Raw genomic sequence first — 23938 nt, 5'->3', positions numbered from 1 at the left:
ATGGTGCGAAATGTGCACCTTTACTGGCGATTAACTGAAACTATAACTTCTGTTCCGTTTCCGGGGCGGCTGTTTACTGTTAGCTGCGCGTTAATGCGATCGGCGCGTTCTCTCATTCCCAATAAACCAAAGCCATTCCTAAAACAGATACTTTCTGTATCAAATCCCTGTCCGTTGTCTTGCACCCGCAAAAGAAACTTGGATATTTCGTATACTAACTCAATTTTTATCGCCGTAGCTTTGGCATATTTGAAAGCATTTGTTAATGCTTCCTGCCCGATACGCAACAGATTATTTTCTACCTCTAATGGTAGGGAATATGCCGTGCCAACCACTTCAAAAATAGTGTACGTATCAGTATCTGATGACAGTTGTTTAGCGATTTGGTTGAGAGCGCTATACAAATCGCCCTCTTCTAACAGTTGCGGGCGTAAAGATTCTACGGATCGCCGCGCTTCGGCAAGTCCAGAGCGAGCCAATTCGCAGACTGTTTTCATGTATGCTTGTGCTTGTTCTGGATTGGCTGCTATTACCCGTTCGGCGGCTCCCAAATGTATGATGATGCCTGTAAAAGTTTGCGCTAAAGTGTCGTGAATTTCCCGCGCCATCCGGTTGCGCTCTTCGAGAATATTTTGGTCTAGGAGTTGTTTAGACATCCTTCTCAGACGCAATTGATTTTCGACGCGCACTAAAACTTCTTGTTGTTGAAAAGGTTTGGTAATATAGTCTATTCCGCCCAGAGAAAATGCTTTTACCTTATCTAAAACTTCTTGCAAAGCGCTGATAAAAATTATTGGGATATCTTGAGTTTTTGGAGTAGCTTTGAGCTGCTCGCAGACTTCGTAGCCATCCATGTGAGGCATCATAATATCCAGTAAAATTAAGTCGGGTAAATTGGCATTGATAAAGTTAAGAGCTAATTTCCCACTGGGAGCTAGGTGAACTTTATACCCAGCGACAGATAGTATGCTGCTTAAAAGTTTTAAGTTCTCAGGACAATCATCAATAACTAAAATACTTTCTTCGCGGGTAAAACGGAGGTTTTTCTTCATGTCTCATCCCTTAATGTGTGTATTAAATTTAGCAACTGTTCGTACTGAAAATTTTTAATGCAAGCTGCGATCGCCCTCGCTAAGGGCTGATTGATTTCGCGAATTTGACTGATGACTGTGTGCATCTGTTCCAAATCGAGATTGCTAATGGCTTGCTGAAGATTGGCTAGTAACTCAGGAGGCAATTCAGAAAAAGCGCTTTTTGTCAATACATTTACTTCATTTTCTGTGAAGCTGGGCGCAGCATTTAGTTCTTCAAAAACGAATTGCACTCCGATATGTTTGTGCAGAATATCAAATATGTTTGCTTCTCTAAATGGTTTGCGAATAAAATCATCGCAGCCGGTAGAAAGGACAACAGCTTTCTCTTCCTCAAAACTACTTGCTGTTATGGCAACAATTGCTGTCTGGGGTAGGCACGGGGGCACTACCCCTACAAAATCATCGTTTTCCGTAGGGGCAATCCCCCTGTGGTTGCCCTCTTTAATTTGTTTGGTGGCTTCATACCCATCCATCACCGGCATCCGCATATCCATAAAGATTAAGTGCGGCGAATATTGCTCCCACTTTTCTATTGCTTCTCTCCCATTTTTGGCTTCGTAAACTTCAAAACCGATCGCGGAAAGCAGTTTAACTAGCAGTTGGCGGTTGTCAAAAGCGTCGTCTGCAACGATAATCCGATAGCGGGGTTGATTGGGCGCGATCGCCATAACTCGTCTGGTTGGCTGTTCCCGTTGGCGATCGGCTTTTTCAACTGAATTAACTTTAATGTCAAATTTGAAAATAGTACCGCCTCCAGGACGAGAACTGACTGTCATTTCACCGCCCATTAAGTGTACAAAAGAACGTGCGATCGTTAAACCTAATCCTGTTCCTTGTTGCGATTCTTCCCCGGTTTTGGTTTGAACAAAAGCTTCAAATATCTTGTCTAATTCAATAACATCAATTCCATCTCCTGTGTCTTCAATCTCAAAGCTGATTTTCTGAGCAAAATCCTGATTTTTAACTTTTACATGAATGCCGCCTTCGGAGGTGAATTTAATCGCGTTAGAAAGCAGGTTAATCAAGATTTGGCGCAATTTTATTTCATCAGTTCGCACATATTGGGGAACGTCTTGCCTCCGCTCTACTAATAACTGCAATCCCTTATTTTGTGCCGGAATTTGGAACATATTTTTGATGTCGTCCAGCAGGCGGTGGAGGTCAAAATTGGTCTGGTTGAGAGTCGTGCGTCCCGCTTCTATTTTGGACAAATCTAATACTTGGTTAATCAGTTCGAGCAAATGTTCTCCGCTGCGGGTGATAATACTCAGGTGTTCTTGCTGTTCCTGCAATAAGTTAGAACCGCGATTTATTAATTGGGAAAATCCGAGAATTGCATTGAGGGGAGTCCGCAATTCGTGGCTCATATTTGCGAGGAATGTACTTTTTGCTCGGTTGGCTTCTTGTGCTGCTTCTTCAGCTCGTTGTCGCTCGATAATTTCCCGCTGGAGTTCGAGAGTGCGATCGCTCACTTGCTGTTCTAAAGTGCGGTTGTAGTCGGCTAAAACTTTTTCTGCTTGTTTGCGATCGGTGATGTCTTGAAATGTGGCGATCGCATAATTAATTTTACCCGTTTCATCCACAATTGGTGTGCTGGAAACTTCCAAGGAAACAATCTTATCAGGTAGGTGGAACTCGATATCATCTACTTTGACAGTTTCACCCCCCAAAGAACGCACGATTGGTATTTGTGCGGTGGGATATAACTCGTTAGTTCCCGCGAGATAAAGTTGATAAGCTTCTGCTAATTTCTCAGTATTTGCTTCGGCTATTGTGGGAATGCCACTTAGTTGATGTGCTGTCTGATTTGCGTAGGTAATTTGTCCGGTGGTGTCATGCACGGCTACCCCGATCGGCATAGCATTGATAAATTGAGTAAGCCGATTTTCGCGTTCTTTTACTTCTGTGTAGAGTTTAGCGTTAGTAAGTGCGATCGCCGCTTGTCCCGATAACAATTGCAAAACTTCCAGGCGATCGGGCGTAAAAGCTTGTGCGGTAAGGTTATTTTCGAGATAAACAATAGCAGCCAGTTGACCTTGATTCATCAAAGCAGCACACAAAATAGACTTGGGCTGACGTGCTTTGATGTAAGGGTCATTCGTAAACTTTCCTTCACGGGTGGCATCATTTAGCACTAAATTTTCTTGGGTTCGAGCGACATAATTGATAATAGCTTCGGAAAGTTCCGGGCAATTTTCAACTGGTTCAGATTGCAACACTGTTATCTGTTCATCATTCATTACACCTTCAGCTTCAATCAGCAATTTTCCCTGGGTTTCTATAATCAAATATCCTTTTTGAGCGCCGACATTTTCAATCAAAATTTTCATCAATCTGGAGAGTAATTTATCCTGTACAATTTCCCCAGCAATTGCCTCGGAAGCTTTCATGACTGTAGCGATATCCAAGGAAGAACTAGAACGGCTGCCCGTAGTTGATGTAGTGGTTGAAATTTCTTTATTTATCGGTTTATCGATCGTAAATAACTGCGGATATCGAGTTTCTAAATCTTTGACTTTAGCCGCTGCACCCCATAGCTGGTAGCAGTAACGAGCTTCCTGCATATAAGCTTTGGCTGTTAATTCTTTACCCCTAGATAAATAGAACTTAGCGGCGAGTTCGTAAGCGAGGGCGGCTTCGTGGATGTACTCGTTTTCTTTGGCGAGGGAAATTGCGCGATCGTAATAGTCGATCGCCCGTGCATCTTTACCAATAACCCGATATCTTTCTGCCTCAACTAAATTAAATTTGTGCAAGTGATTCATCGGAGCGTGATGCGCCCATTTTTTCATTTTTTTCTGATTAGCCCTGACTTTTTTTAAACCGTGCTTTTGCTGGTCAAAAGAAGCATTAGAATAAAACGAAAGTTGAGCCAGCGATTCATAAAAATAGCAGTAGGATACTTGCAGAGTTCCAGCGGCACTATCTACATACTGCATTGTGGAAGCTGCATTTGATACCGCTTCAGCATATTGCCCGAATAAATAACAGAGAATCATTTTATAAAAATGCAGGGCAAAAATCGAAGTGCGATCGTTAGCTTCAGTTAACAGTGATAGCGCAGTCCGCTCATCATAGGCATCCCCAATTAAATAGCAGGGATTTTCCGACTTACCTAATAAATTAAAAACCGACTGATCTAAGGGTCTAATCTGCCAAATAATTGGATCAAATTTTAACTTTTCTATCCCCTCGCGATAAGTAGCAATATCGCGTTCCAGCCCTGACAATTCAGCGCCGAAGAGGTACGAATAACCGCAGTAAGTTTGAGACGCACAAGCACGTTCTTCAACTTGTCCTGTTTCCAATCCGCTTTTGTAAGCTTCTAACAAAGATGGCAAACTTTCTTTAGCTGGTGCTTTCCAATGACGGATGAAGTCATTAAATGGAATAAGGACTTTAGTTTTTAATTCTGGCTTGCCAAATTGCTCCAACATCCTCAATGCTAGCTGACCAAATTTATAACCACCTTCAATATCTCCCACCACTCCGCACAAAATTAATCCATAAACTGCATAAGCATGGAGAGACTCAGGATAGTTGCCATACTTTACAGATAAAATCACCTGCTTAAACACAATTAAAGGCATCAGTTGAGGGGCAACGCCATAGGCGACAGTAGCCATAAATGACAAGATACGCAGTGCGGCTTGTTTAGCAGGATCGCTTCCTTGAGGTAAATTGGCTAAATCCTCAATGCGTTTCCCAGCTAGGGTTAACTTAACTTCCAGCAATCCGATTATGCTATCTAGATTGTTAGGCTTTGCGGGCAGTTTGACTCCCAACTGCCTCAGAATTTTTAGCCCCATATTAAGTGCCATATCTAGTTGATTTTGGGCAGCATGAGTACCCATTTTTACCTCGATAACTTTGACGCGATCGAACACTGTTTTAGCATTTGTTAGCACGAGGTTCCCTAAACTTTCCATCTGCTCAAAATCGCCCAATATGTAAGCTAGCTCTGCGGCTTCTTGATGCAGTTGTAAACTTAGCTTGTATTGCACCACCCAAGCGTTTTCGGCAAGCAAATTTATCCCCGTTTGCAGATAGTTAAAAGCTGCCTGATAAGCTGCCGATGCCTTGGCTTTTTTGCCAGCCATCAGATTTAACTGAGCCAGTTCATCTCTTTCTGTTTGATGGGAAATTAGCTGGCAGCCGAAATTGAGTTGATTAACAATGTCAAAAATTTGTTCTTCTGTGGGACAGGCATCTTGCCTGTCATCTGCGAGGGTATTTTGCAGCAGCAGTTTTCCTATTTGATGGTGAACCGCCGGCTTATCTTCTTCGGAAATCAGGGAATAAGCGGCTTGCTGAATTCTGTCATGAACAAACTTGTATTCTACGGATTGGGTACTGGGTAATTTGCCTGCAATTTCTAATTCCACATCTCCCATATTCCCCAGCAACACGACTAAATTCTCAGCAAGTGCTGCGTACAAATCATCCGCCGTTTGTCCCACAGATTTTTCGCAAAGTGAGGCGAGGGTTTTCAGGTCGAATAGATTGCCAATGCAGGCTGCTATCTTTAACGTTTCCTGCGTTTTCTCTGACAGTTGTTGAATTTTGCCAGCCATCAATTCGACAACATTATCAGTGAAATTTCTCGCTTGAATTTCTTCTAAATCCCACTGCCAACTCCCCTGTGTCCCCCCTTGGTGAGGCTGGGCTGTTTCATTCTCTTGTAGGGGCAATCCCTCCTGAAGAGCCCCGATATCTGAAACCCCTACCCCATCGTCTATGGGCTGGGCGGGCACGGGGGCACCGCCCCTACAAAACCCTGGTTTTTCGTAGGGGCAATCCCCCCGTGGTTGCCCCGAAACAGCCCTGGGGGTAAAGTCAAATTGTAACAGCCCTTCTGTATAAAGCGATTTGAGAAATTCATTCATAAAGAAAGGATTTCCGCCCGTTTTGAAAAAGACTAACTCGGCAAGGGAGTTGACTCTTGCTTCCGGGCAATTCAGGGCATCGGAAATCAGTTGAGTCACAGAGGATAAATCCAAAGGTGACAGGAAAATGCGATCGACTTTTGCCCCATTTTTGACAATCTCTTCAATTGTTAGCATTAACGGATGAGCAGCAGAAACTTCGTTATCCCGATAAGCCCCAATTAAAAACAGTCCCGCTGGCGAAGCATTCATCAGCAGTTGCATCAGTTTCAGAGATGCCCCGTCAGCCCACTGCAAATCATCGATAAATATTGTCAGAGGATGTTCTGGTTTAGTAAAAACTTTAATGAAGTTTTGAAACACAAAATTAAAGCGATTTTCCGCTTCACCAGCACCCAATTCTGGCGGGGCGGGTTGCTTGCCGATAATTAATTCAATTTCGGGAATCACGTCAATAATAACTTGACCGTTGATTCCCAATGCGGCTAATAATTTTTTCCGCCATTCTGTGAGATTGGCTTCGCTTTCTGCTAACAGTTGTTTGGCTAAATCCTGAAAAGAATTGACAATGGCGCTGTAGGGAATATTGCGCTGATATTGGTCAAATTTGCCGGAGATAAAATAACCGCGATGTTGAGTAATCGGTTTGTATAATTCTTGCACCAAAGCTGATTTGCCGATACCAGAATATCCCGAAATCAGCATCATTGAGCTTGTGGCACAGGCATCTTGCCTGTGACTGCTGGTGGCACAGGCATCTTGCCTGTGACTGCTGGTGGCACAGGCATCTTCCCCATGTCCACTTGTGGCACAGGCATCTTGCCTGTGACTGCTGGTGGCACAGGCATCTTGCCTGTGACTGCTGGTGGCACAGGCATCTTGCCTGTGACTGCTGGTGGCACAGGCATCTTGCCTGTGACTGCTGACTGTTTCAAAAGCTGTTAGTAAACTATCAATTTCTCGCTCTCTGCCGTAAAGTTTTTGCGGGATTTGAAAACGGTCATAAATATCTTGACATCCTAGGGTAAAAACTGATATATTGTTATGAGTGTGCAGTTGATTTAAACATTCTTCTAAATCGAGTTTAATTCCGATCGCACTTTGATACCGCTCCTCAGAATTTTTCCCCATCAACTTCATCACAATATCGGAAACAATTTGCGGAATTTCGGGATTCACCTGAGATGGAGATAAGGGCTGTTTAGCGAGATGACTGTGTACCAATTCCAGCACATCATTGGTGTCAAAAGGCAATTTGTTTGTCAGCAGTTCGTAAAAGGTAGCCCCCAGGGAATAAAAATCCGTGCGGTAATCTAAACTGCGGTTCATTCTGCCGGTTTGTTCCGGCGACATATAAGCAAGAGTTCCCTCTAAAATGTTGGGATTTTTGATGGTGTAATTCTCGCGCGTTAACTGCGTGGAAATGCCAAAATCGATAATTTTGAGTTCGCCGCTGGCTGGATTGAAGACAATATTTGAAGGGTTAATGTCTTTGTGAATGATGTGGGCGCTGTGAATTTGTTGTAAACTTTCTGTTGTGGCGATCGCAATTCGCAAGAATTCTGCAATACTAAATTTTTGCTGCTGCATCCAAATTTTCAAGGATTCGCCGCCAAAATCCTCAACAAACATTACCAGCGTGTTTTGATATGGCTGCAAATCATAGGCTTTTATACAGCCACTCAGATTCAGAGATTGTGTAATTTTATACTCTGTGCGATAGCGGGCGAGTTCTTGGGGTGTGGGATAATTTTCTTTGAGGACTTTGAGGATGACGGGGAGACTGTCGGGTTGTCGGAATCCTCGGTAAACCAGCGAGTTTGCGCTTTCGTAGATAAGCTCTGTGACTTCAACGCCAGGAAAAGTGAGCATATTCAGCCTGCAGTCAACTTTGCAGTCGAACATAGCATAAATTTGCTCCTCACACCAGAGGGGCGTGAGCCATCAGTCGATTTTAGATTTTAGATTTTAGATTTTAGATTTTAGATTTTAGATTTTAGATTTGACTCCACATCTGAGATTTTAGATTTTAGAAGCCAAGACAGGCTTCCCAGTCAATACAGCTTGTTCGATAATATCAGCGGCGCGCTTAGTTCCGCCCGATCGCCCGATCGCCTCTTGCATCTCGATCGCCCTTTGTTTATACGAATCTTGGGTTAGGACTTTCACAATTGCCGATCGGACTTTAGAAACGCTCAATTCCTTCAAAGGAACCACTTCGCCAACACCCGTATAAGCAATCCGCGCTGCCACTCCCGGCTGATCATTCGCCACAGGAATTGCCACCATTGGGACTCCATTGCTCAAAGATTCCAAAGTCGTATTCATCCCGGCATGAGTAATCGTGAGAGTGGCTTTTTGCAGCAATTCTAATTGTGGTGCATAGCCAACAACGATCGGATTTCCCAGCAAGGGCGGCAAAGATTCGGGAGTCGCACCACCTCCGAGAGATATTACCAATTGAGCGTCTAATCCTTCACAAGCAGAGGCGATTATTTGAAAAACATCCAGCAAGCGATTTTGCACAGTTCCCATCGAAGCATAAATCAATGGTTTGCCAGTTAATTTATCAAAAGGAAAAGGGACTGGTTTGCGCGTGGATCTGTTGTCATAAGGGCCAGTGAAATGGAAGTGTGCAGGTAAATCTTGCCTGGGAAAATCAAATTCTGCGGGTTGTTGGCTGATTTGAGCGAGTTTAGAGTAAAAGTCATTCGGGTGAGAGTAGACAGGTAATTTCCACTTTCGGCGATACTCGGCTATCGGTCCTCGAAGCGGTTTAACAACCAAACTGAGTAACTGATAGCTAATTTGATTGCGTAAACGTGCTCCCCAAGTTGGAGTGTACGGCCAAAGGGTACAAAAGGGAGGAATGTTGGGTTCTCGGTTGACGGCTAAGGCACTGCAAACTGTTATAAAAGGAAGGTTGAGAAAATCCGCGATCGTTCCTCCTTCGAGCGAAACTTGGTCTACAAGCAAAGCTTCTACACCTGCTTTTTTAATGGCGCTTGGAGCCTCTCTGAAAATAGCAGCCGAAATCTGGGTAAAAGTTTTAATAGAAGATCGAAAGGCAGCCAGTCCGCTGAGCTTCCCCTGTTGGCTCAAAGTTTCTGCATTTGTTCCTAGGGGAAACTCATCTTCAGCTAATGACTGGAATTCTAATCCACTGGCTAGAGTTGTGGCTTTAGCATCAGGGAAGTTAAATACAGTAACTCGATGACCGCGACGAAGCAGTTCGCAGCCCAAAGGTATCATAGTGTTGAGGTGGCTGTTGAATCCCGGACAGAGAATGCCGAAGTGAGTCATCAGTAAAGGCTCCTTTGAGGTTAAACTTTTTTTATTGCAGTGGGGTGAGTGGTTTGTGTTGGGGGGTTGGGGCGTGGGGGCGATCGCACTTTTTGGTTATAGATTACTGCTGTGAGGGAGGAAGTTTTGGGGCGTTCCTCGATCGGCTATACAACCAGACTGAGTAAGCGATCGCCCAACTACACTAACTAATAGGTTAGGTTGCCATCGTTATTATCAATTCCTAGTAATGTGACAGAAGATGGCTGATTTCCACCGCGGCAATTGGCAGACAGTTCGTCTCCCTTTATGCTGATGCCTGTGCAAGTTCGGTTGAACGTACTTTGTTCATTAAGATTACCTTGCACGAGTTGTCCATTTTGATTATGAACGCCTTTAATGGTAATGGAAGTGCGCTGACTGGTACCATTTTTTTTGTTACAAGTTGCTGATAATTGAGCGCCATTGATTGAAATGTCCGTGCAACTGGTAGCAAAGGTACTTGCTTTTTGAGCATGAGTCGGCTGCTGAAAGATGGATAACGATAGTACGATTGAAGCCGATAATCCCGACACTTTAATTAAGTTCATGGTCTTTTTTCTGGTTGATTTACTATTTTCAGCCTAAGATAATAACCCTAAAAAGCTTCTAGCTTTTAGTTGAGTATTAACTTAGCCAAATAGTCAGCTTGCGACTCAGAATCTGTGAGATAAAATCCTCAACTTTTGGCTAGGTGTTTCCCTCAAACATAGGCTGCGATCGCTTGGAGAAACTCAGGCATGGCACGCAGGCTTTAGTCATTGCCAGAGAGTGTTACCAGTATATATTTGTATGCGCTCTGCGATACCTAGCCAAAAGTTCAGGTTATCTCCTCAACTAAAGGTTAGTTACTAGCGGATTTGGGTACTCTAGCTCACAATCAAATTCAATCAACTATTAAGGGTGCTAGTTTTGTTTTTGATAAGATTACTAAACCAACCCCAGTGCAACAAAAGGCTCTAGATTTGCTTGGTGTTTCTCTGATTTATACGCAGTAAACCGGGCGCCAAAATCTTTAAAAAGCTTACTCTACACTGAATATGCCTTTGTTTGGTAAATTGGGGAAGTTCAGTGTAATTGGTGATTGGTAATTGTAGCTTGGGTAGAACGAAGGGAAACCGCACATACAATTACTATTAACAGTCAATCGATTTTAGATTTTAGATTTTAGATTTTAGATTGAAGCATTGACTTGCGCGAGATAAATACGTTCGGCAAGCTTCATCGGATACAGGTTTTTGATTTCTCCGTCCTGAGTCTGCGAAGGAATGAATCACGTGGCGGGTATCCTGGATGCTTTCGGTCAAAATCAAAACTCAAAAGTTAACAGTCAACAGTTAATTGTTAACCGTTGACTGTTAAACTGAATGCCTGTGCCGAACTCGCTAGAAACGGTGGGAATGGCTGTTCATTCTTTGGATTTAGCACTTTTGGAGAGCTTACCCTCAAAAGGTTGAACTCCACTATTGGGATAGTTGTCATCGCTGGGGCTAAAAATCCGCACCGCTGCTTCCGAAACGTAACGCATCGCGTTTGCCAAAGATTTAGAAAGATTCATAGAATCTGCCTCTCTTGTCTGAGTTCTGATACTTTTAATATTACTCTGATTTTTGGGCTGTGGATGAGTTTAGCAATATTTATTTGAATTACTTATTGGTCTGCAACAATAAAGCAAGCTGAAGGTTTAAGAAATTACGCATTTTTGGACGATCGACCTTTTGCTGGTAGATTATTTCCTCGCTCAACTCCAGCACTCGCGATCGCCCTCCCGACGGTCAGAAACCGGGTTTTCTAACTCTATTCAAAGGCTGCAACGAAATATTTTCGCAAAAAACCCGGAACGCTTGAGTGTTTGTGCTTAATTCTGAGTTTGTTAAATTCAATATTTATATTGAATTTACCATAATATTAATGTACAAATTAACCGAGATCCGCTATCAAAGGGCATTATAAGCGAATTTATCCGACAAATATCTGCAATCTTCATCAAATATTTACAAAAAGATATGGTGTTTGTCACTATAATTAAGAAAAAGAAGTTTGTCCGGGGTTTTTTTTATGAAAACTACCACAGAAAGCCTGCAGCTCACAGGTTTTGAAGAAATCTTAGAAGACCAGGAACTAACGGTTTCTTCAGCAGATTACAGCCTTTTGACCGATCTCTACCAGCTAACGATGGCCGCTTGTTACGTCGGGGAAGGGCTCGACGGGCGGGCCGCGAGTTTTGAGTTGTTCGCGCGCAGGCTGCCAGAAGGTTTTGGGTACGCGATCGCGATGGGTTTGGCTCAAGTTATCGATTATTTGGAGAAATTTCGGTTTTCTCAGTCGCAAATTGAGGCTTTGCAGTCCACTGGGATTTTTGCCGGCGCCCCGGAACGATTTTGGACTTTACTCGCCACAGCCCGTTTTACTGGCGATGTTTGGGCGGTGCCGGAGGGGACGGCGGTTTTTGCCAATGAGCCACTGCTGCGAATTGAGGCTCCTCTGTGGCAGGCTCAGTTAGTGGAAACTTATTTATTGAATGCCATAAATTATCAAACTTTGATTGCGACGCGGGCAGCGCGGCTGCGGGATGTGGCGGGCCCGGAGGCTAAGTTGCTGGAATTCGGGACGCGCAGGGCTTTTGGGCCTCAAGCTGCTGTTTGGGCGGCTAGGGCTGCTCTGGCTGCGGGATTCGACGGAACTTCTAATGTTTTGGCTGCTTTGAAGTTGGGCCGCAAACCTGTCGGTACGATCGCCCATGCTTTGGTAATGGCTGTTGCCGCCCTCGAAGGCAGCGAGAATCAGGCGTTTGCAGCTTTTCACCGCTATTTTCCGGGGGCGCCACTGCTGATCGATACTTATGATACTGTGGGGGCGGCGCGGATGTTGGCCGATCGAGTAAACAGCGGTGAAATGCAGTTGGAAGGCGTGCGGCTGGATTCGGGCGATTTGGCGGTGCTGTCGCGGGAAGTTCGATCGATCCTGCCTGGGGTTCCAATTTTTGCTAGTGGCGATTTGGACGATCGAGAAATTGCTAAATTAAAAAGTAGCGGTGCTTGCATTGACGGTTACGGTTTGGGAACCAAGTTAGTCAGCGGTTCCCCTGTCAACGGTGTTTATAAGTTGGTGGAAATTGACGGAATTCCGGTGATGAAAGAGGCAAGCGGCAAGGTAACATATCCAGGAAGAAAGCAAATTTTTAGACATATTGAAAATGGGCAAATTCTCGGAGATTGTTTAGGATTGTCGGGAGAAACTATTCATAATTGCGATTCTTACTTACCATTAATGGAGTTGGTTTTCAAGGAGGGAAAACGAGTCAAGAACCAGGAAAGTTTGGAGGATATCGCCAAACGCACTGCTGCTTCTGTCGCCAGTCTTCGACCCGAAACTCGTCAACTTGACAACCCGATTTCGCCGTCAGTGGAAATTTCTACAGATTTGCAGAGTCTCACCGAAAAAACGAAAAAGAGTCAATCGATTTTAGATTTTAGATTTTAGATTTTAGATTGAAGTCAACAGTCAACAGTCAACAGTCAACAGTCAACAGTCAACAGTCAACAATTACCGATTCCCTATGCAGAAGATTGCTCTTTTTGGAACCAGTGCCGATCCACCAACAGCGGGACATAAAACAATTCTGAGTTGGCTTTCGCAACATTTTGATTGGGTAGCAGTTTGGGCGTCGGACAATCCTTTTAAGTCGCACCAAACTTCTCTAGAACACCGATCGGCAATGCTGCTGTTAATGATTCAAGAAATTAATTCGCCCAGACACAATCTTTGCTTGCATCCAGAACTCAGCAGTCCGAGGACTGTGGAAACTGTGGAACAAGCAAAATTGCTGTGGCCGAATGCAGATTTGACGCTGGTAATAGGTTCGGACTTGGTGGGGCAACTGTCTCGCTGGTACAAATTTGAACAATTGTTAAAACAAGTGGACTTGCTGATAGTACCGCGACCCGGTTATCCATCAGAACAATTAGATTTGTGGCAGTTGAGGCGCATGGGTGCAGAGGTGGCGATCGCATCTTTGAGTGCTCCCAATGTTTCTTCTACTTCCTATCGGGAAAAAGGAGACAGGGAAGCTCTGACTCCCACCATCGAAGATTACATCCATAGGGAGCATTTGTACGCATGGCACGAGGCACAAACAAGAGCGAGGGTTGCTCATTAGCTGACTTTAAAGTAGGAGTAGATAATGTTATTTTTTCCGTCGATACCGTGCAGAACCGCTTGTTGGTGCTGTTGCTAATGCGGCCAGACGAACCGTTTATCGATTCTTGGAGTCTTCCCGGTACTTTGGTGCGACACGGAGAGTCTCTTGAAAATGCGGCTTACCGGATTTTGTCTGAGAAAATTCGGGTAAAAAATTTGTATCTGGAGCAATTGTATACTTTCGGAGAACCGGGGCGCGATCCTCGGGAAATTACCAGGGGCAATCGCTATCTTTCGGTGAGTTATTTTGCTTTGGTTCGTTTTGAGGAAGCTGAGTTAATTGCTGGGAGTGTAGTCGCGGGTGTGGGCCACCGCGTCGGCGGCATTGCTTGGTATCCCGTGCAACAAGTTCCTAAGCTGGCCTTCGATCACAATCAAATTCTCGAATACGGATATCGGCGACTGCGTAACAAACTTGAATACAGCCCGGTAGCTTTTGAAGTGTTGCCGGAACTTTTTACTTTGAGCGATTTGTATCAACTTTATACAACTATTTTGGGGGAAAATTTTTCTGATTATTCTAATTTTAGAGCTCGATTGTTGAAATTGGGTTTTTTGTGCGATACCGGTGTTAAGGTTTCGCGCGGGGCGGGCCGCCCTGCTAGTTTGTACCGCTTTGATGCGACCGCTTTTGCTCCTTTCAAAAATAAGCCTCTGGTGTTTATCTAGCTGTTTATTGGATGACATTCGGGGAGCAATTTAGTAACATGAGAATAGAAGCTATTAAGGAGTACGGACTATGAAAGATCCAGATGAATGCGCTAATATTCACGAAGTTCGGGAGGAAATTGATATCATCGATCGAGAAGTGATCGAGGCTTTGAGCAAGAGATTTCAATACGTCATCGCTGCAGCAAGGTTCAAAACGAGTGAAGCTAGCGTTAAATCGTTCGATCGCTTTCACGATATGTTACAGCAGCGGCGCGAGTGGGCTCAACAATCGGGTTTGAATCCTGATGTGGTTGAAAATATTTACCGGGATTTGGTAAATTATTATATTGAGGAAGAGTTGAAACATTACAAATCCAAGTAATCTTTCGCTACATTCAAATCTAGGACTATAGGAAAGTGAGTCCGCGCGGGCGGACTGTTAGCAATATTTATTAGGTGATTTGGTGAGATGAAAATTGCGATCGCACAACTCAACCCTACTATTGGTGATATCTTGGGCAACTCCAACCTAATTCTGGAGGCTGCGAAAAAAGCTGAGGTTGAGGGCGCAAACTTATTGCTAACACCGGAACTTTCCCTGATCGGTTATCCGCCGCGCGATTTGTTAATCAATCCGAGTTTCATTGCAGATGCAGGTGCACAGTTGCTGCAACTGGCGCAAGCTTTGCCGCCGGAGTTGGCAGTCATAGCAGGCACTGCCTTACCTAATGCTAATGCTGTTCAACTAGGCGGAAAATCATTGTTTAATAGCGCTGTTTTGTTGCAAAATGGCGTGGTCAAACAAGTTTTTCATAAACGCTTGTTGCCTACTTATGATGTATTTGATGAAGATAGATATTTTGAACCGGGAGAAAACAGCAATTACTTTTCTATTGGCGAAGTCAAAATCGGCGTGACAATCTGTGAAGATTTGTGGAACAATGAGGAGTTTTGGGGTAAACGCAGTTACGCGGGCGATCCTGTTTCCGATTTGGCAAAATTGGGTGTAGATTTAGTGGTGAATTTGTCGGCATCGCCTTATTCTGCTCTGAAGCGGGGAGTGCGATCGGCTATGTTGCAGCACAGCGTCATCCGCTGCGGGATACCGATTATTTATGCTAATCAAATAGGAGGAAATGACGATATTATTTTTGACGGCAGCAGTTTTGCTGTGAATCGAAAGGGTGATTTAATTCAGGTATTAGCTTCTTTTGAAACGGATTTTGCGGTGCTGGAATATGATGCAGCTAAACAAGATTTAGTTGCCAGCGGGAACGGGCAAGATGCCCGTTCCACAACTGATTTGGGATTAGGTGAAGGACGACAAAAACTAGGTTCGATCGGCAGTGGCGTTGGCAGCGGGAACGGGCAAGATGCCCGTTCCACAACTGATTTGAGTTTTTATCCGGCGGTTGGAGATGCCGAAATTTGGGCTGCTTTGGTTTTGGGAGTGCGAGATTATGTCCGCAAGTGCGGTTTTTCTAAGGTTGTACTCGGTTTGAGTGGCGGGATAGATTCGGCTTTGGTGGCTGCGATCGCCAGTTGCGCGATCGGGCCCGAAAATGTTCTAGGGGTGTTGATGCCTTCTCCTTATAGTTCGGATCATTCGGTTAATGATGCTTTGGAATTAGCCCGAAATCTGGGCATCGCGATCGAAATGTTGTCGATCGACGATTTGATGAAAACTTACGATCGCACTCTCGCCGATTTGTTTGTCAACACAACTTTCGGCATTGCTGAGGAAAATATTCAATCGCGGATTCGAGGCAATCTGTTGATGGCAATTTCTAATAAGTTCGGACATTTGCTACTTTCGACTGGCAATAAGTCGGAAATGGCGGTGGGTTACTGCACCCTCTACGGCGATATGAATGGGGGATTGGCGGTGATTTCCGATGTGCCGAAAACTCGCGTTTATTCGCTTTGTAGGTGGCTGAATTCTGGCGGATATGTAGGGGCGGTGCCCCCGTGCCCGCCCTCTCCCTACCCACCCCCGTACCCGCCCCAGGGAAAGGAAATTATTCCGGTTAATATTATTACTAAACCGCCTAGTGCTGAACTGAAGCCTGGACAAATTGACCAAGATTCTTTGCCGGATTACGATGTTTTGGATGACATCTTGCAGCGGTCGATCGAACATCATGAATCGGTTCAACAAATTGTCGCTGCTGGACACGATGAAGCCGTGGTTAAACGTGTAGTAAAATTAGTCAGGCAAGCGGAGTTTAAGCGGCGGCAAGCAGCCCCAGGTTTGAAAATTAGCGATCGAGCTTTTGGTACCGGTTGGCGGATGCCGATCGCCAAATCTTCCTTCTATTAAACCCATCCTTAAACGCAAAATGGTTAACATCGACGGTACTTTTGGCTTCGATTTTCTCGCGGGAACTCTCAGCAACGATACGATTAGAGGATTTGCGGGTAATGATACTATTCAAGGTTTGGGGGGAAACGACCGAATTTTTGGCGATCGGGAAAATGACTTGCTGGCAGGAAATGAAGGCGCTGATACGCTGTCGGGTGGTCAAGGAAGCGATACAATCTATGGAGGACAAGGTGAAGATTGGATTTTTGGCGATCGGGGTAACGATTTGCTAATAGGTGGCGAAGGCGGGGATATCTTAACAGGAGGCGCGGGGGATGATTTATTTGTGATGGAAAAAACCGCCGCCGCATCTACTATTACAGAAGCCGATATAATTACAGATTTTGGCAACGGCAATGATCAAATTGTCTTGACCGAAGGCATGAAATTTAGCGATTTAGAGCTTTCAGTTTCCGACAACCAAACTATTATGAAAGATAAAAACTCTGGCAAATATTTAGGAGTTGTTTTGGGAAATTCTAATCTGACAGAATCCAACTTTATGTCGCTGTTTGGCGGACTAGATAGGGGTCAGCTTTTGCCAATTTCTGTTAACACGATTATAGCCGATCGCGCGTTAGCGCAGCCCTCGCAGAGGATCGGACTAGAAGTGGCGCAAACTCCCCAAGAACAAGCGACAGGTTTAATGTTTCGCACAGAATTGCCAGACGACAGGGGAATGCTTTTCCCGATCGAACCCCCGCGAAACGTGCGTTTCTGGATGAAAAACGTGTTTATTGAACTCGATATGGTTTTTCTGCGGGAAGGCGTCGTGCAGGCGATAATTCCTAACGTACCGCCGTGTTTGAGCGAAACCTGCCCCAACTACGGCCCGGATGTTCCCGTTGACGGAGTGATTGAACTCAGAGGCGGAAGGGCGGCCCAATTGGGATTGAAAGTGGGCGATCGGATTCCCAATTTACCCTAAAAGGTAGATGATATCATGTCTGTTTGATTCGGACTTGTATGATGTTAAATTTTGTAGGGGCGGGTTCACCAACAATAATTGCCCATAATCTACAATATAATAAACCCGCCCCCGCCCATACTACCGGACATGATATGATTTTATCGCAGCATTCAACATTTGTGCATCCCATGAATCCTATTGAATTAAAAATAATCCCCAATCAAACTCAAGACGGTTTAGCTTACCAACATTTGCGCTTGCGAATTACAACTCAAGACGGTATCATCACACCCGATGATTTACAAGGTTTGAAACTTCCTCAACACGTTCAATTAAGCCAAGGAATTGTCATTGAAGGTAGAGGAGCAATTTGGCTGTACGGGTATTTAGTGCACGAATGTCATCCTGCAGCTTGGGTTGGATGTTACGATCCGCGATTAGAAGGTGCGGTGGTAGTAGCGACGCACAAGCACGAGGTATCAGTTGGACAGGTATTAAAATTGAGTTTACCGAGCGATTAAGACTCTCCTGAGTTTTAGGTAATAATAAATAAAAATAAAACTTCCCGTGGTGGGGGCATCTTACCTGCCTTAGCGACTGTGAATTTCTTACTCCCTCCCCTTGCTAAGGGGAGGGTTGGGGTGGGGTAAAAAATTTACGAGTCATTTAGCATTGCTATAGCTGCCTCAGAAGATTATTAGCCACAGATGCACGCACAGCAATCCGTATAAATTCACAAAACATCTGCGCTGTTTAGCGTGCAGTTGGTGTTGTCATGCACCTTGCTGAATCCGCACTAAGGCAAAAAAATAGTTTGACGGGCAATATACTATTGTTAGTTGTTATTTCTTAGTTATTAATTATGGCAAATTACAGAACTGTATTGTTTTTCAACGGTCTAACTTTAGTGTTAGTAGGGCTAGTGACGGCGTGTCTGACTTTATTTGGTTCTTCGGTAAAAGGGTTGTTTTTGCCGCCTTGTTCTGCCACGTATCCGGGTGCAGGTTTCTTTTTCTTGGCGTTTCAAATGTTATTTTATTTATCGGTAATGGTGTGCGCTTTTACCTTTGGATTGCTGAGAATTATTCAACCCGATCGCCCAGAAAATCGATTTATTTTATATTCGGCACTGTTTGCAGGTTGCTTTCTGTGCAATGAAGTTTTTCGCACCCACGTTCATCTGGGACGTGCGGGTTTTCCGAAAGTTACAATTGTCATATTTTACGCGGTGCTGGCAATTGCATATGGATTAGCTTTTCGGAGACAAATTCGCTCGACTCCCTATGCTTTACTGCTGAGTGGCGTTGGTTTGTTATTTGTTGCCTTTTTTGCAGAAGCGCTGCCTTTAAAAAACGAGATTGTTTCGAGCTTGCTGGAGGGAATACCGAAGCTGTTGAGCGGGATTAATATTGCACTTTATTTTTGGTTTTTGTGTCAGGGTTTGATAGTGCGATCGCTCAATTTTTCTAACAATAAATTACATCCCGAATGAAGTAAGATGAAAATTTGCCGTTGGGTGGGGGCGGGTTTTTGAGATAGTCGGTTTTTGGCAAATATTGTTGGTAAAACCCGCCCCTACATGATTGTATAATCGGTTAAAACTGAGATATTGCACAGTGTCAATTAGCTTTTTAGGAACAGGCTTTCCGGCCTGTTCCACAAGAAAATTTATATGTTGTGGAACAGGCCGGAAAGCCTGTTGCTGACAATGGTGCCTGTTCCACAAGAAAATTTATATGTTGTGGAACAGGCCGGAAAGCCTGTTGCTGACAATGGTGCCTGTTCCACAAGAAAATTTATATTTTGTGGAACAGGAATCTTGCCTGTTGCTGAAAATGGTGCAAAATATCAGTTAAAACAAAAAGTACCGCTGCGCCATTGGCAAAACTGTTGCCGGTTCGCAAGTTAACAATTCCCCATCCGCCCTGACTTCATAAGTTTCTGGATCGACTTCCATTTGTGGCAAATAATCGTTGAGTTTCATATCTCTTTTACTAATTTGTCGTGTGCCGGAAACTGCTACAGTGGGCTTTTGCAAACCAAGCTGTGCGGCAATGTCTCGATCGCGCGCAGCTTGGGAAACAAACGTCAGACAAGTCGCCCCAATCGCACCGCCAAAACTGCCAAACATCGGCCGCATATGCACCGGTTGCGGCGTCGGAATGCTGGCGTTAGCATCTCCCATCTGCCCATAGGCGATCGCCCCTCCTTTAATTACCAGTTCCGGTTTCACCCCAAAAAAAGCCGGCCGCCACAAACACAAATCCGCCAATTTCCCCTCTTCCACCGAACCGACATACTGACTAATTCCGTGAGTAATCGCCGGATTAATTGTATATTTCGCAATGTACCGCTTCACCCGAAAATTGTCATTAATCCCCTCTGTTTCCCCCCCTTGGTAAGGGGGGGTTATCCCTCTTGTTTCCCCCCCTTGATAAGGGGGGGTTAGGGGGGGTAAATTCCCCCGCTGCACTTTCATTTTATGTGCCGTTTGCCAAGTCCGAATAATCACCTCTCCCACTCTTCCCATCGCCTGCGAGTCAGAAGAAATCATACTAAACGCACCTAAATCGTGCAAAATATCCTCAGCAGCAATAGTTTCCCTTCTAATTCTCGACTCAGCAAAAGCCACATCTTCAGGAATGCCTCGATCCAAATGGTGGCAAACCATCAACATATCTAAATGTTCTTCTAAAGTATTGACAGTGTAAGGGCGAGTCGGGTTAGTTGACGAAGGCAAAACATTAGCTTGTCCGCACACTTTAATAATATCCGGTGCGTGTCCGCCGCCAGCACCTTCCGTGTGGTAAGTGTGAATAGCGCGATTTTTAAATGCGGCAATTGTAGCTTCCACAAATCCCGCTTCATTGAGAGTGTCGGTGTGAATTGCAACTTGCACATCGTACTCGTCAGCGACACTCAAACAAGTGTCGATCGTTGCTGGTGTAGTTCCCCAATCTTCGTGGAGTTTCAAACCCATTGCACCGGCAAAGATTTGTTCGACTAATCCTTGGGGTTGACTGCTATTTCCTTTACCTAAAAACCCTAGATTTACCGGGAAAGCGTCGGCTGCTTGCAGCATTCGGTACATATGCCAAGGCCCAGGAGTGCAGGTTGTGGCGTTTGTACCCGTTGCGGGGCCAGTGCCGCCGCCGATCATTGTCGTGATTCCAGAGGCGATCGCCACTTCAATTTGCTGCGGACAAATAAAGTGAATGTGAGTGTCAATTCCCCCAGCAGTCAGAATCATTCCTTCACCGGCAATTACTTCAGTACCAGGCCCGATAATAATATCTACCCTATCTTGAATGTAAGGATTTCCGGCTTTACCAATTTTGTAAATTTTCCCGTCTTGAATCCCAACATCTGCTTTAACAATTCCCCACCAATCTAATATTAAAGCATTAGTAATTACCGTGTCAACAGCGCCGTCCGCATTAGAAATAGGCGACTGTCCCATGCCGTCGCGAATAACTTTGCCACCGCCAAATTTAACTTCATCCCCGTAGGTTGTGAAGTCTTTTTCAACTTCTATGAATAATTCTGTATCGGCTAACCGGACGCGATCGCCCGTTGTCGGCCCGAAGGTTTCCGCGTAGGCGCGGCGATCCATTCTGTAACTCATATTAATTAGCTCCTTACTTGATTTAATTTTCCCACAAACTGGTTCACCTGTTCTTCTGTTTTAAAGAATCCTTCAGCAATTAAACCAAAGGAATCATTTTGTTCTATTTCTTGATAGTTAGGCAACAAATTAGCAAACTCTTCTGCATCAATGTTTAAATAGTTTGAAATTCTATCTATGTATACCTTAACTTTTAGACCATTCCTAGGCGTGCTTTCAGTTAACAAAAGATTTAAGATAAGTTTGCCATTTTGACTTCTTTCTCTCAATGCCAGACCTTTTGTTGTTGTATTTATCCAAAATATATCTGGTACAACTTCGTCATAAAGTAGTCTATAGACTTTTCCAAATTCATTGCTATCTGCTATTTCAAGTAATTGTTCCAGGGTCAAAGTGGGATTTTTTTTTGATATATTTACAGGTTTTATTTCAGGCTCGATAAACATTTTTCTTGCTAGTAACTCTCTACCGCTTGAGTCACGGAAATACTGGAATGTTGCGACATTGATTCTCACACCATAAGTTTCTGACAAGTATTTAATAATCCTTTCAGAAATAATATCTATCTGTGCAGCTACAATTATAATGTTGTGCTGATAATTCAAAATATCAGGGAATTCTGAGCTAAATTTATCACAGAAAGCATCTTCTAAGTTACTGCCATTTTTAGTCAGTAAATAAGCATTGGCAATTTCTGTAACTCTCTCCTTTGACAAATCCTTAACCCATGAGGCGTAATCCAAGGCTTGTGCTGTTACTTCTCTTGATGTTTTGTCCTTCTTTAACTCAACAATGACTAAATCTCCGTACCTATCTATACATAAAAGGTCAAGTTTTCCACCATAATCAGTAATCACTTGCCGACCAATTACTAAGAGATCATCTGCTAGGAGGGAAATATCATTATCTAGCCAGGTTTCCAAACGAAATTCTAAGTCTAACTTAGATTCGGTAATTTCATTCAATTTATCCTTTGATATTTCCCACAATCTAATTTGATCGGGCATATCGAATTATCCTCCTACTAATTATTCTTTTTAAGTTCGGCCAAAAAGTCTCGTCCCTCTAAAAATCTCATCCATCTAACTCACCATTCACTTTTCCATTGAAGCCGTAGACTTGACGACTACCAACAAACGGCACTAATTGCACTTCCCTTTCATCTCCCGGTTCAAACCTGACTGCTGTACCTGCGGGGATATCCAACCGCATTCCTTTTGTTTGTTCTCGATTAAATTCTAAGGCTTCGTTGGCTTCATAAAAGTGATAGTGGGAACCGATTTGAATGGGTCGATCGCCTTTATTTCCTACCAGCAACCGTAGTATTTTACGCCCTGCATTTAATTCTATTTCGCCTGCTGAAACAATCATTTCTCCGGGAATCATCTTTTCCTCCTCTGAGTCTATGTGGTTGATTTTTTAACGTATCGGATCGTGTACTGTTACCAACTTAGTTCCATCGGGAAAAGTCGCCTCAACCTGGACTTCATGCACCATTTCTGCTATCCCTTCCATCACATCTTCCCGCGTCAGGAGAGTTGTTCCGTAACTCATTAAATCGGCGACGGTGAGGCCATCTCTGGCTCCTTCTAAAATGGCGGCGGAAATGTAGGCTAGTGCTTCTGGATAGTTTAATTTTAAACCTCTTTGTTTGCGGCGCTCTGCTACCAGGGCGGCGGTGAAAATCAGCAGTTTGTCTTTTTCTTGGGGGGTGAGTTGCATTTTTATTCTTGTAAGTGCGATCGCATTATTTGGTTATGATATCGTTTACGGTTGTTGCTGAATGATTAAGAATGATTAAACCGCAGAGGGCGCAGAGGGCGCAGAGTCTCCAGAAGAGAGAGATGAATAATCTAGTTAGGAGGGCAACTATAGATTGAAACTCAAATATCATCCTATTTTATCCAAACTCTGGGCAAACAGCAAGGGCGTTCTGAAAAAGACAAGCGCAGCAAGTGCCAAATGCTGACAAACCAGTCTCTCGCTGCAGTTGTGGATGTACCGCGATATCGGCACAGCAAACCGTTAGGAATACGAGTCACGCCGACGGTGGAATTACCAGGATAAATTGTTGCCTCAGATGGCAAATCTCGCACTTTTTCGACGACTTCTGTGGTTACGGGTTCGCCTACCCAAGCGAGGGTGGCGACTACGGGTTTTCCTGCGAGGCCGTGAGGACTTTCGAGCATTTTTTCTCCACCTTTTAGCAATTGTCTATCAATCCATAAAGGACTGTTTTGTTGCCAGACTTCGGTGTGCGAGATCCATTCTCCCGACAAGAACTTTTCGCCCCTAGCACTGCGTCCAAATCTGGTAATTTTCCACAGTAAAATCTTCGCTGTTGGTGCTAATTCTACCCGCAAATTTTGCCGATATATGGCGCCATCAAAAACTATAGTTTCTTGGGGCAGCCATTCTAAATTAGCACCAGATTCTAGTTTAATGTCAATATTTTGTTGTGATTCTAGTCCGCTGCTGCGATAGATTTTACCAGCGGCGGCCGTGGTAATCAAGGCTTTGGCGTTGGCTTGGAGGTGAAAATGGCCCGAAAGTCGATCGCCCCCGACAACTCCCCCAGCCGTGTGCAAGATGACGCTGTGGCAAATCTCTTTCCCTTCAGGATAAAACGGGCGCTGCACCTTGAGGGGTGCTTGCATTTGATTGTGAATGATTTGAGTTGCACCGCTGCGGTTAGCGTAGACTAAATTGAGGTGGCCGTGCCATCCAGTTTCAACTTGATCTATATGTTGTTTGGTCAAATTTTCAGTCACTAATTTTTTAATTTAAAAACATTCACTATCAAAAACATACCACGACTGCGGCGCTTCCCTCCAATTAGTTAAATAATGATAATCGTTATCGGAAATATTTTTGGTTTCTGCACTTATT

At 44.2% G+C, this 23938-nt stretch carries 18 protein-coding genes; 8 read left to right on the top strand and 10 right to left on the bottom strand.

Translation table 11 applies throughout. The annotated features are described in order from the left end of the window. Positions 1-20: 20 nt before the first annotated feature. The 5 genes from QUB51_RS16305 to QUB51_RS16285 all read right to left on the bottom strand — a co-directional run bounded on the left by QUB51_RS16305 (position 21) and on the right by QUB51_RS16285 (position 10859). The gene (locus QUB51_RS16305) at positions 21-1052 is read right to left on the bottom strand and encodes a response regulator (protein ID WP_333056324.1); all 1032 of its coding nucleotides are present in this window, start codon (positions 1050-1052) and stop codon (positions 21-23) included. Beyond that, complete coding sequence (locus QUB51_RS16300; RefSeq protein WP_333056325.1) at positions 1049-7852, bottom strand: AAA family ATPase; 6804 nt, start codon at positions 7850-7852, stop codon at positions 1049-1051. The genes QUB51_RS16305 and QUB51_RS16300 overlap by 4 nt, the downstream gene beginning before the upstream one ends. A 150-nt stretch (positions 7853-8002) precedes the next feature. Beyond that, the gene (locus tag QUB51_RS16295) at positions 8003-9283 is read right to left on the bottom strand and encodes a glycosyltransferase (RefSeq protein ID WP_333056326.1); all 1281 of its coding nucleotides are present in this window, start codon (positions 9281-9283) and stop codon (positions 8003-8005) included. 188 nt (positions 9284-9471) lie between these two features. Next, complete coding sequence (locus QUB51_RS16290) at positions 9472-9852, bottom strand: CVNH domain-containing protein (RefSeq protein WP_333056327.1); 381 nt, start codon at positions 9850-9852, stop codon at positions 9472-9474. A gap of 857 nt (positions 9853-10709) precedes the next feature. Continuing rightward, a complete protein-coding gene (locus QUB51_RS16285) occupies positions 10710-10859 on the bottom strand; it encodes an isochorismate synthase (RefSeq protein WP_333056328.1) in 150 nt (49 codons plus the stop codon). Positions 10860-11359: 500 nt separating this feature from the next. Between QUB51_RS16285 and QUB51_RS16280 the strand changes: the two genes are divergently transcribed. From QUB51_RS16280 to QUB51_RS16245, 8 genes are all read left to right on the top strand, one after another. Next, positions 11360-12784 carry a nicotinate phosphoribosyltransferase gene (locus QUB51_RS16280; RefSeq protein ID WP_333056329.1) on the top strand — a complete coding sequence of 475 codons (1425 nt, stop codon included), beginning with the start codon at positions 11360-11362 and terminating at the stop codon, positions 12782-12784. Between the two features lie 76 nt (positions 12785-12860). Further along, positions 12861-13460 (top strand): nicotinate-nucleotide adenylyltransferase, encoded by a 600-nt coding sequence (locus QUB51_RS16275; protein ID WP_333056330.1) that lies wholly within the window; start codon positions 12861-12863, stop codon positions 13458-13460. Then, positions 13421-14170 (top strand): NrtR DNA-binding winged helix domain-containing protein, encoded by a 750-nt coding sequence (locus QUB51_RS16270; protein WP_333056331.1) that lies wholly within the window; start codon positions 13421-13423, stop codon positions 14168-14170. Before QUB51_RS16275 ends, QUB51_RS16270 begins: the two co-directional genes overlap by 40 nt. A 70-nt stretch (positions 14171-14240) precedes the next feature. Then, a complete protein-coding gene (locus tag QUB51_RS16265) occupies positions 14241-14534 on the top strand; it encodes an isochorismate lyase (RefSeq protein WP_333056332.1) in 294 nt (97 codons plus the stop codon). A gap of 87 nt (positions 14535-14621) precedes the next feature. After that, a complete protein-coding gene (locus QUB51_RS16260) occupies positions 14622-16472 on the top strand; it encodes an NAD+ synthase (protein ID WP_333056333.1) in 1851 nt (616 codons plus the stop codon). Between the two features lie 19 nt (positions 16473-16491). After that, entirely contained in the window at positions 16492-17442 is a 951-nt protein-coding gene (locus QUB51_RS16255; RefSeq protein WP_333262308.1) for a DUF192 domain-containing protein, read from the top strand. A gap of 170 nt (positions 17443-17612) precedes the next feature. After that, the gene (crn3, locus tag QUB51_RS16250; RefSeq protein ID WP_333056335.1) at positions 17613-17945 is read left to right on the top strand and encodes a CRISPR-associated ring nuclease Crn3/Csx3; all 333 of its coding nucleotides are present in this window, start codon (positions 17613-17615) and stop codon (positions 17943-17945) included. 341 nt (positions 17946-18286) lie between these two features. Further along, positions 18287-18916 (top strand): hypothetical protein, encoded by a 630-nt coding sequence (locus QUB51_RS16245; RefSeq protein WP_333233512.1) that lies wholly within the window; start codon positions 18287-18289, stop codon positions 18914-18916. A 360-nt stretch (positions 18917-19276) separates the two neighbouring features. Here the strand turns inward: QUB51_RS16245 and ureC are convergent, their stop codons facing one another. The 5 genes from ureC to QUB51_RS16220 form a co-directional block, all read right to left on the bottom strand. Beyond that, a complete protein-coding gene (ureC, locus tag QUB51_RS16240; RefSeq protein WP_333211426.1) occupies positions 19277-21049 on the bottom strand; it encodes an urease subunit alpha in 1773 nt (590 codons plus the stop codon). A gap of 5 nt (positions 21050-21054) precedes the next feature. Continuing rightward, positions 21055-22056: a DUF91 domain-containing protein gene (locus QUB51_RS16235; RefSeq protein ID WP_333056339.1), complete on the bottom strand. Its 1002-nt coding sequence runs from the start codon at positions 22054-22056 to the stop codon at positions 21055-21057. Positions 22057-22123: 67 nt separating this feature from the next. Further along, complete coding sequence (locus QUB51_RS16230; RefSeq protein ID WP_333056340.1) at positions 22124-22435, bottom strand: urease subunit beta; 312 nt, start codon at positions 22433-22435, stop codon at positions 22124-22126. 33 nt (positions 22436-22468) lie between these two features. After that, entirely contained in the window at positions 22469-22771 is a 303-nt protein-coding gene (gene ureA, locus QUB51_RS16225) for an urease subunit gamma (protein WP_006635319.1), read from the bottom strand. Between the two features lie 173 nt (positions 22772-22944). Then, entirely contained in the window at positions 22945-23820 is an 876-nt protein-coding gene (locus tag QUB51_RS16220; RefSeq protein WP_333262312.1) for an urease accessory protein UreD, read from the bottom strand. Positions 23821-23938 lie beyond the last annotated feature (118 nt).

It is taken from the genome of Microcoleus sp. AT8-A3 (assembly GCF_036705675.1).
GTDB lineage: Bacteria > Cyanobacteriota > Cyanobacteriia > Cyanobacteriales > Microcoleaceae > Microcoleus.
This window is presented reverse-complemented; position numbering and strand designations above follow the sequence as displayed.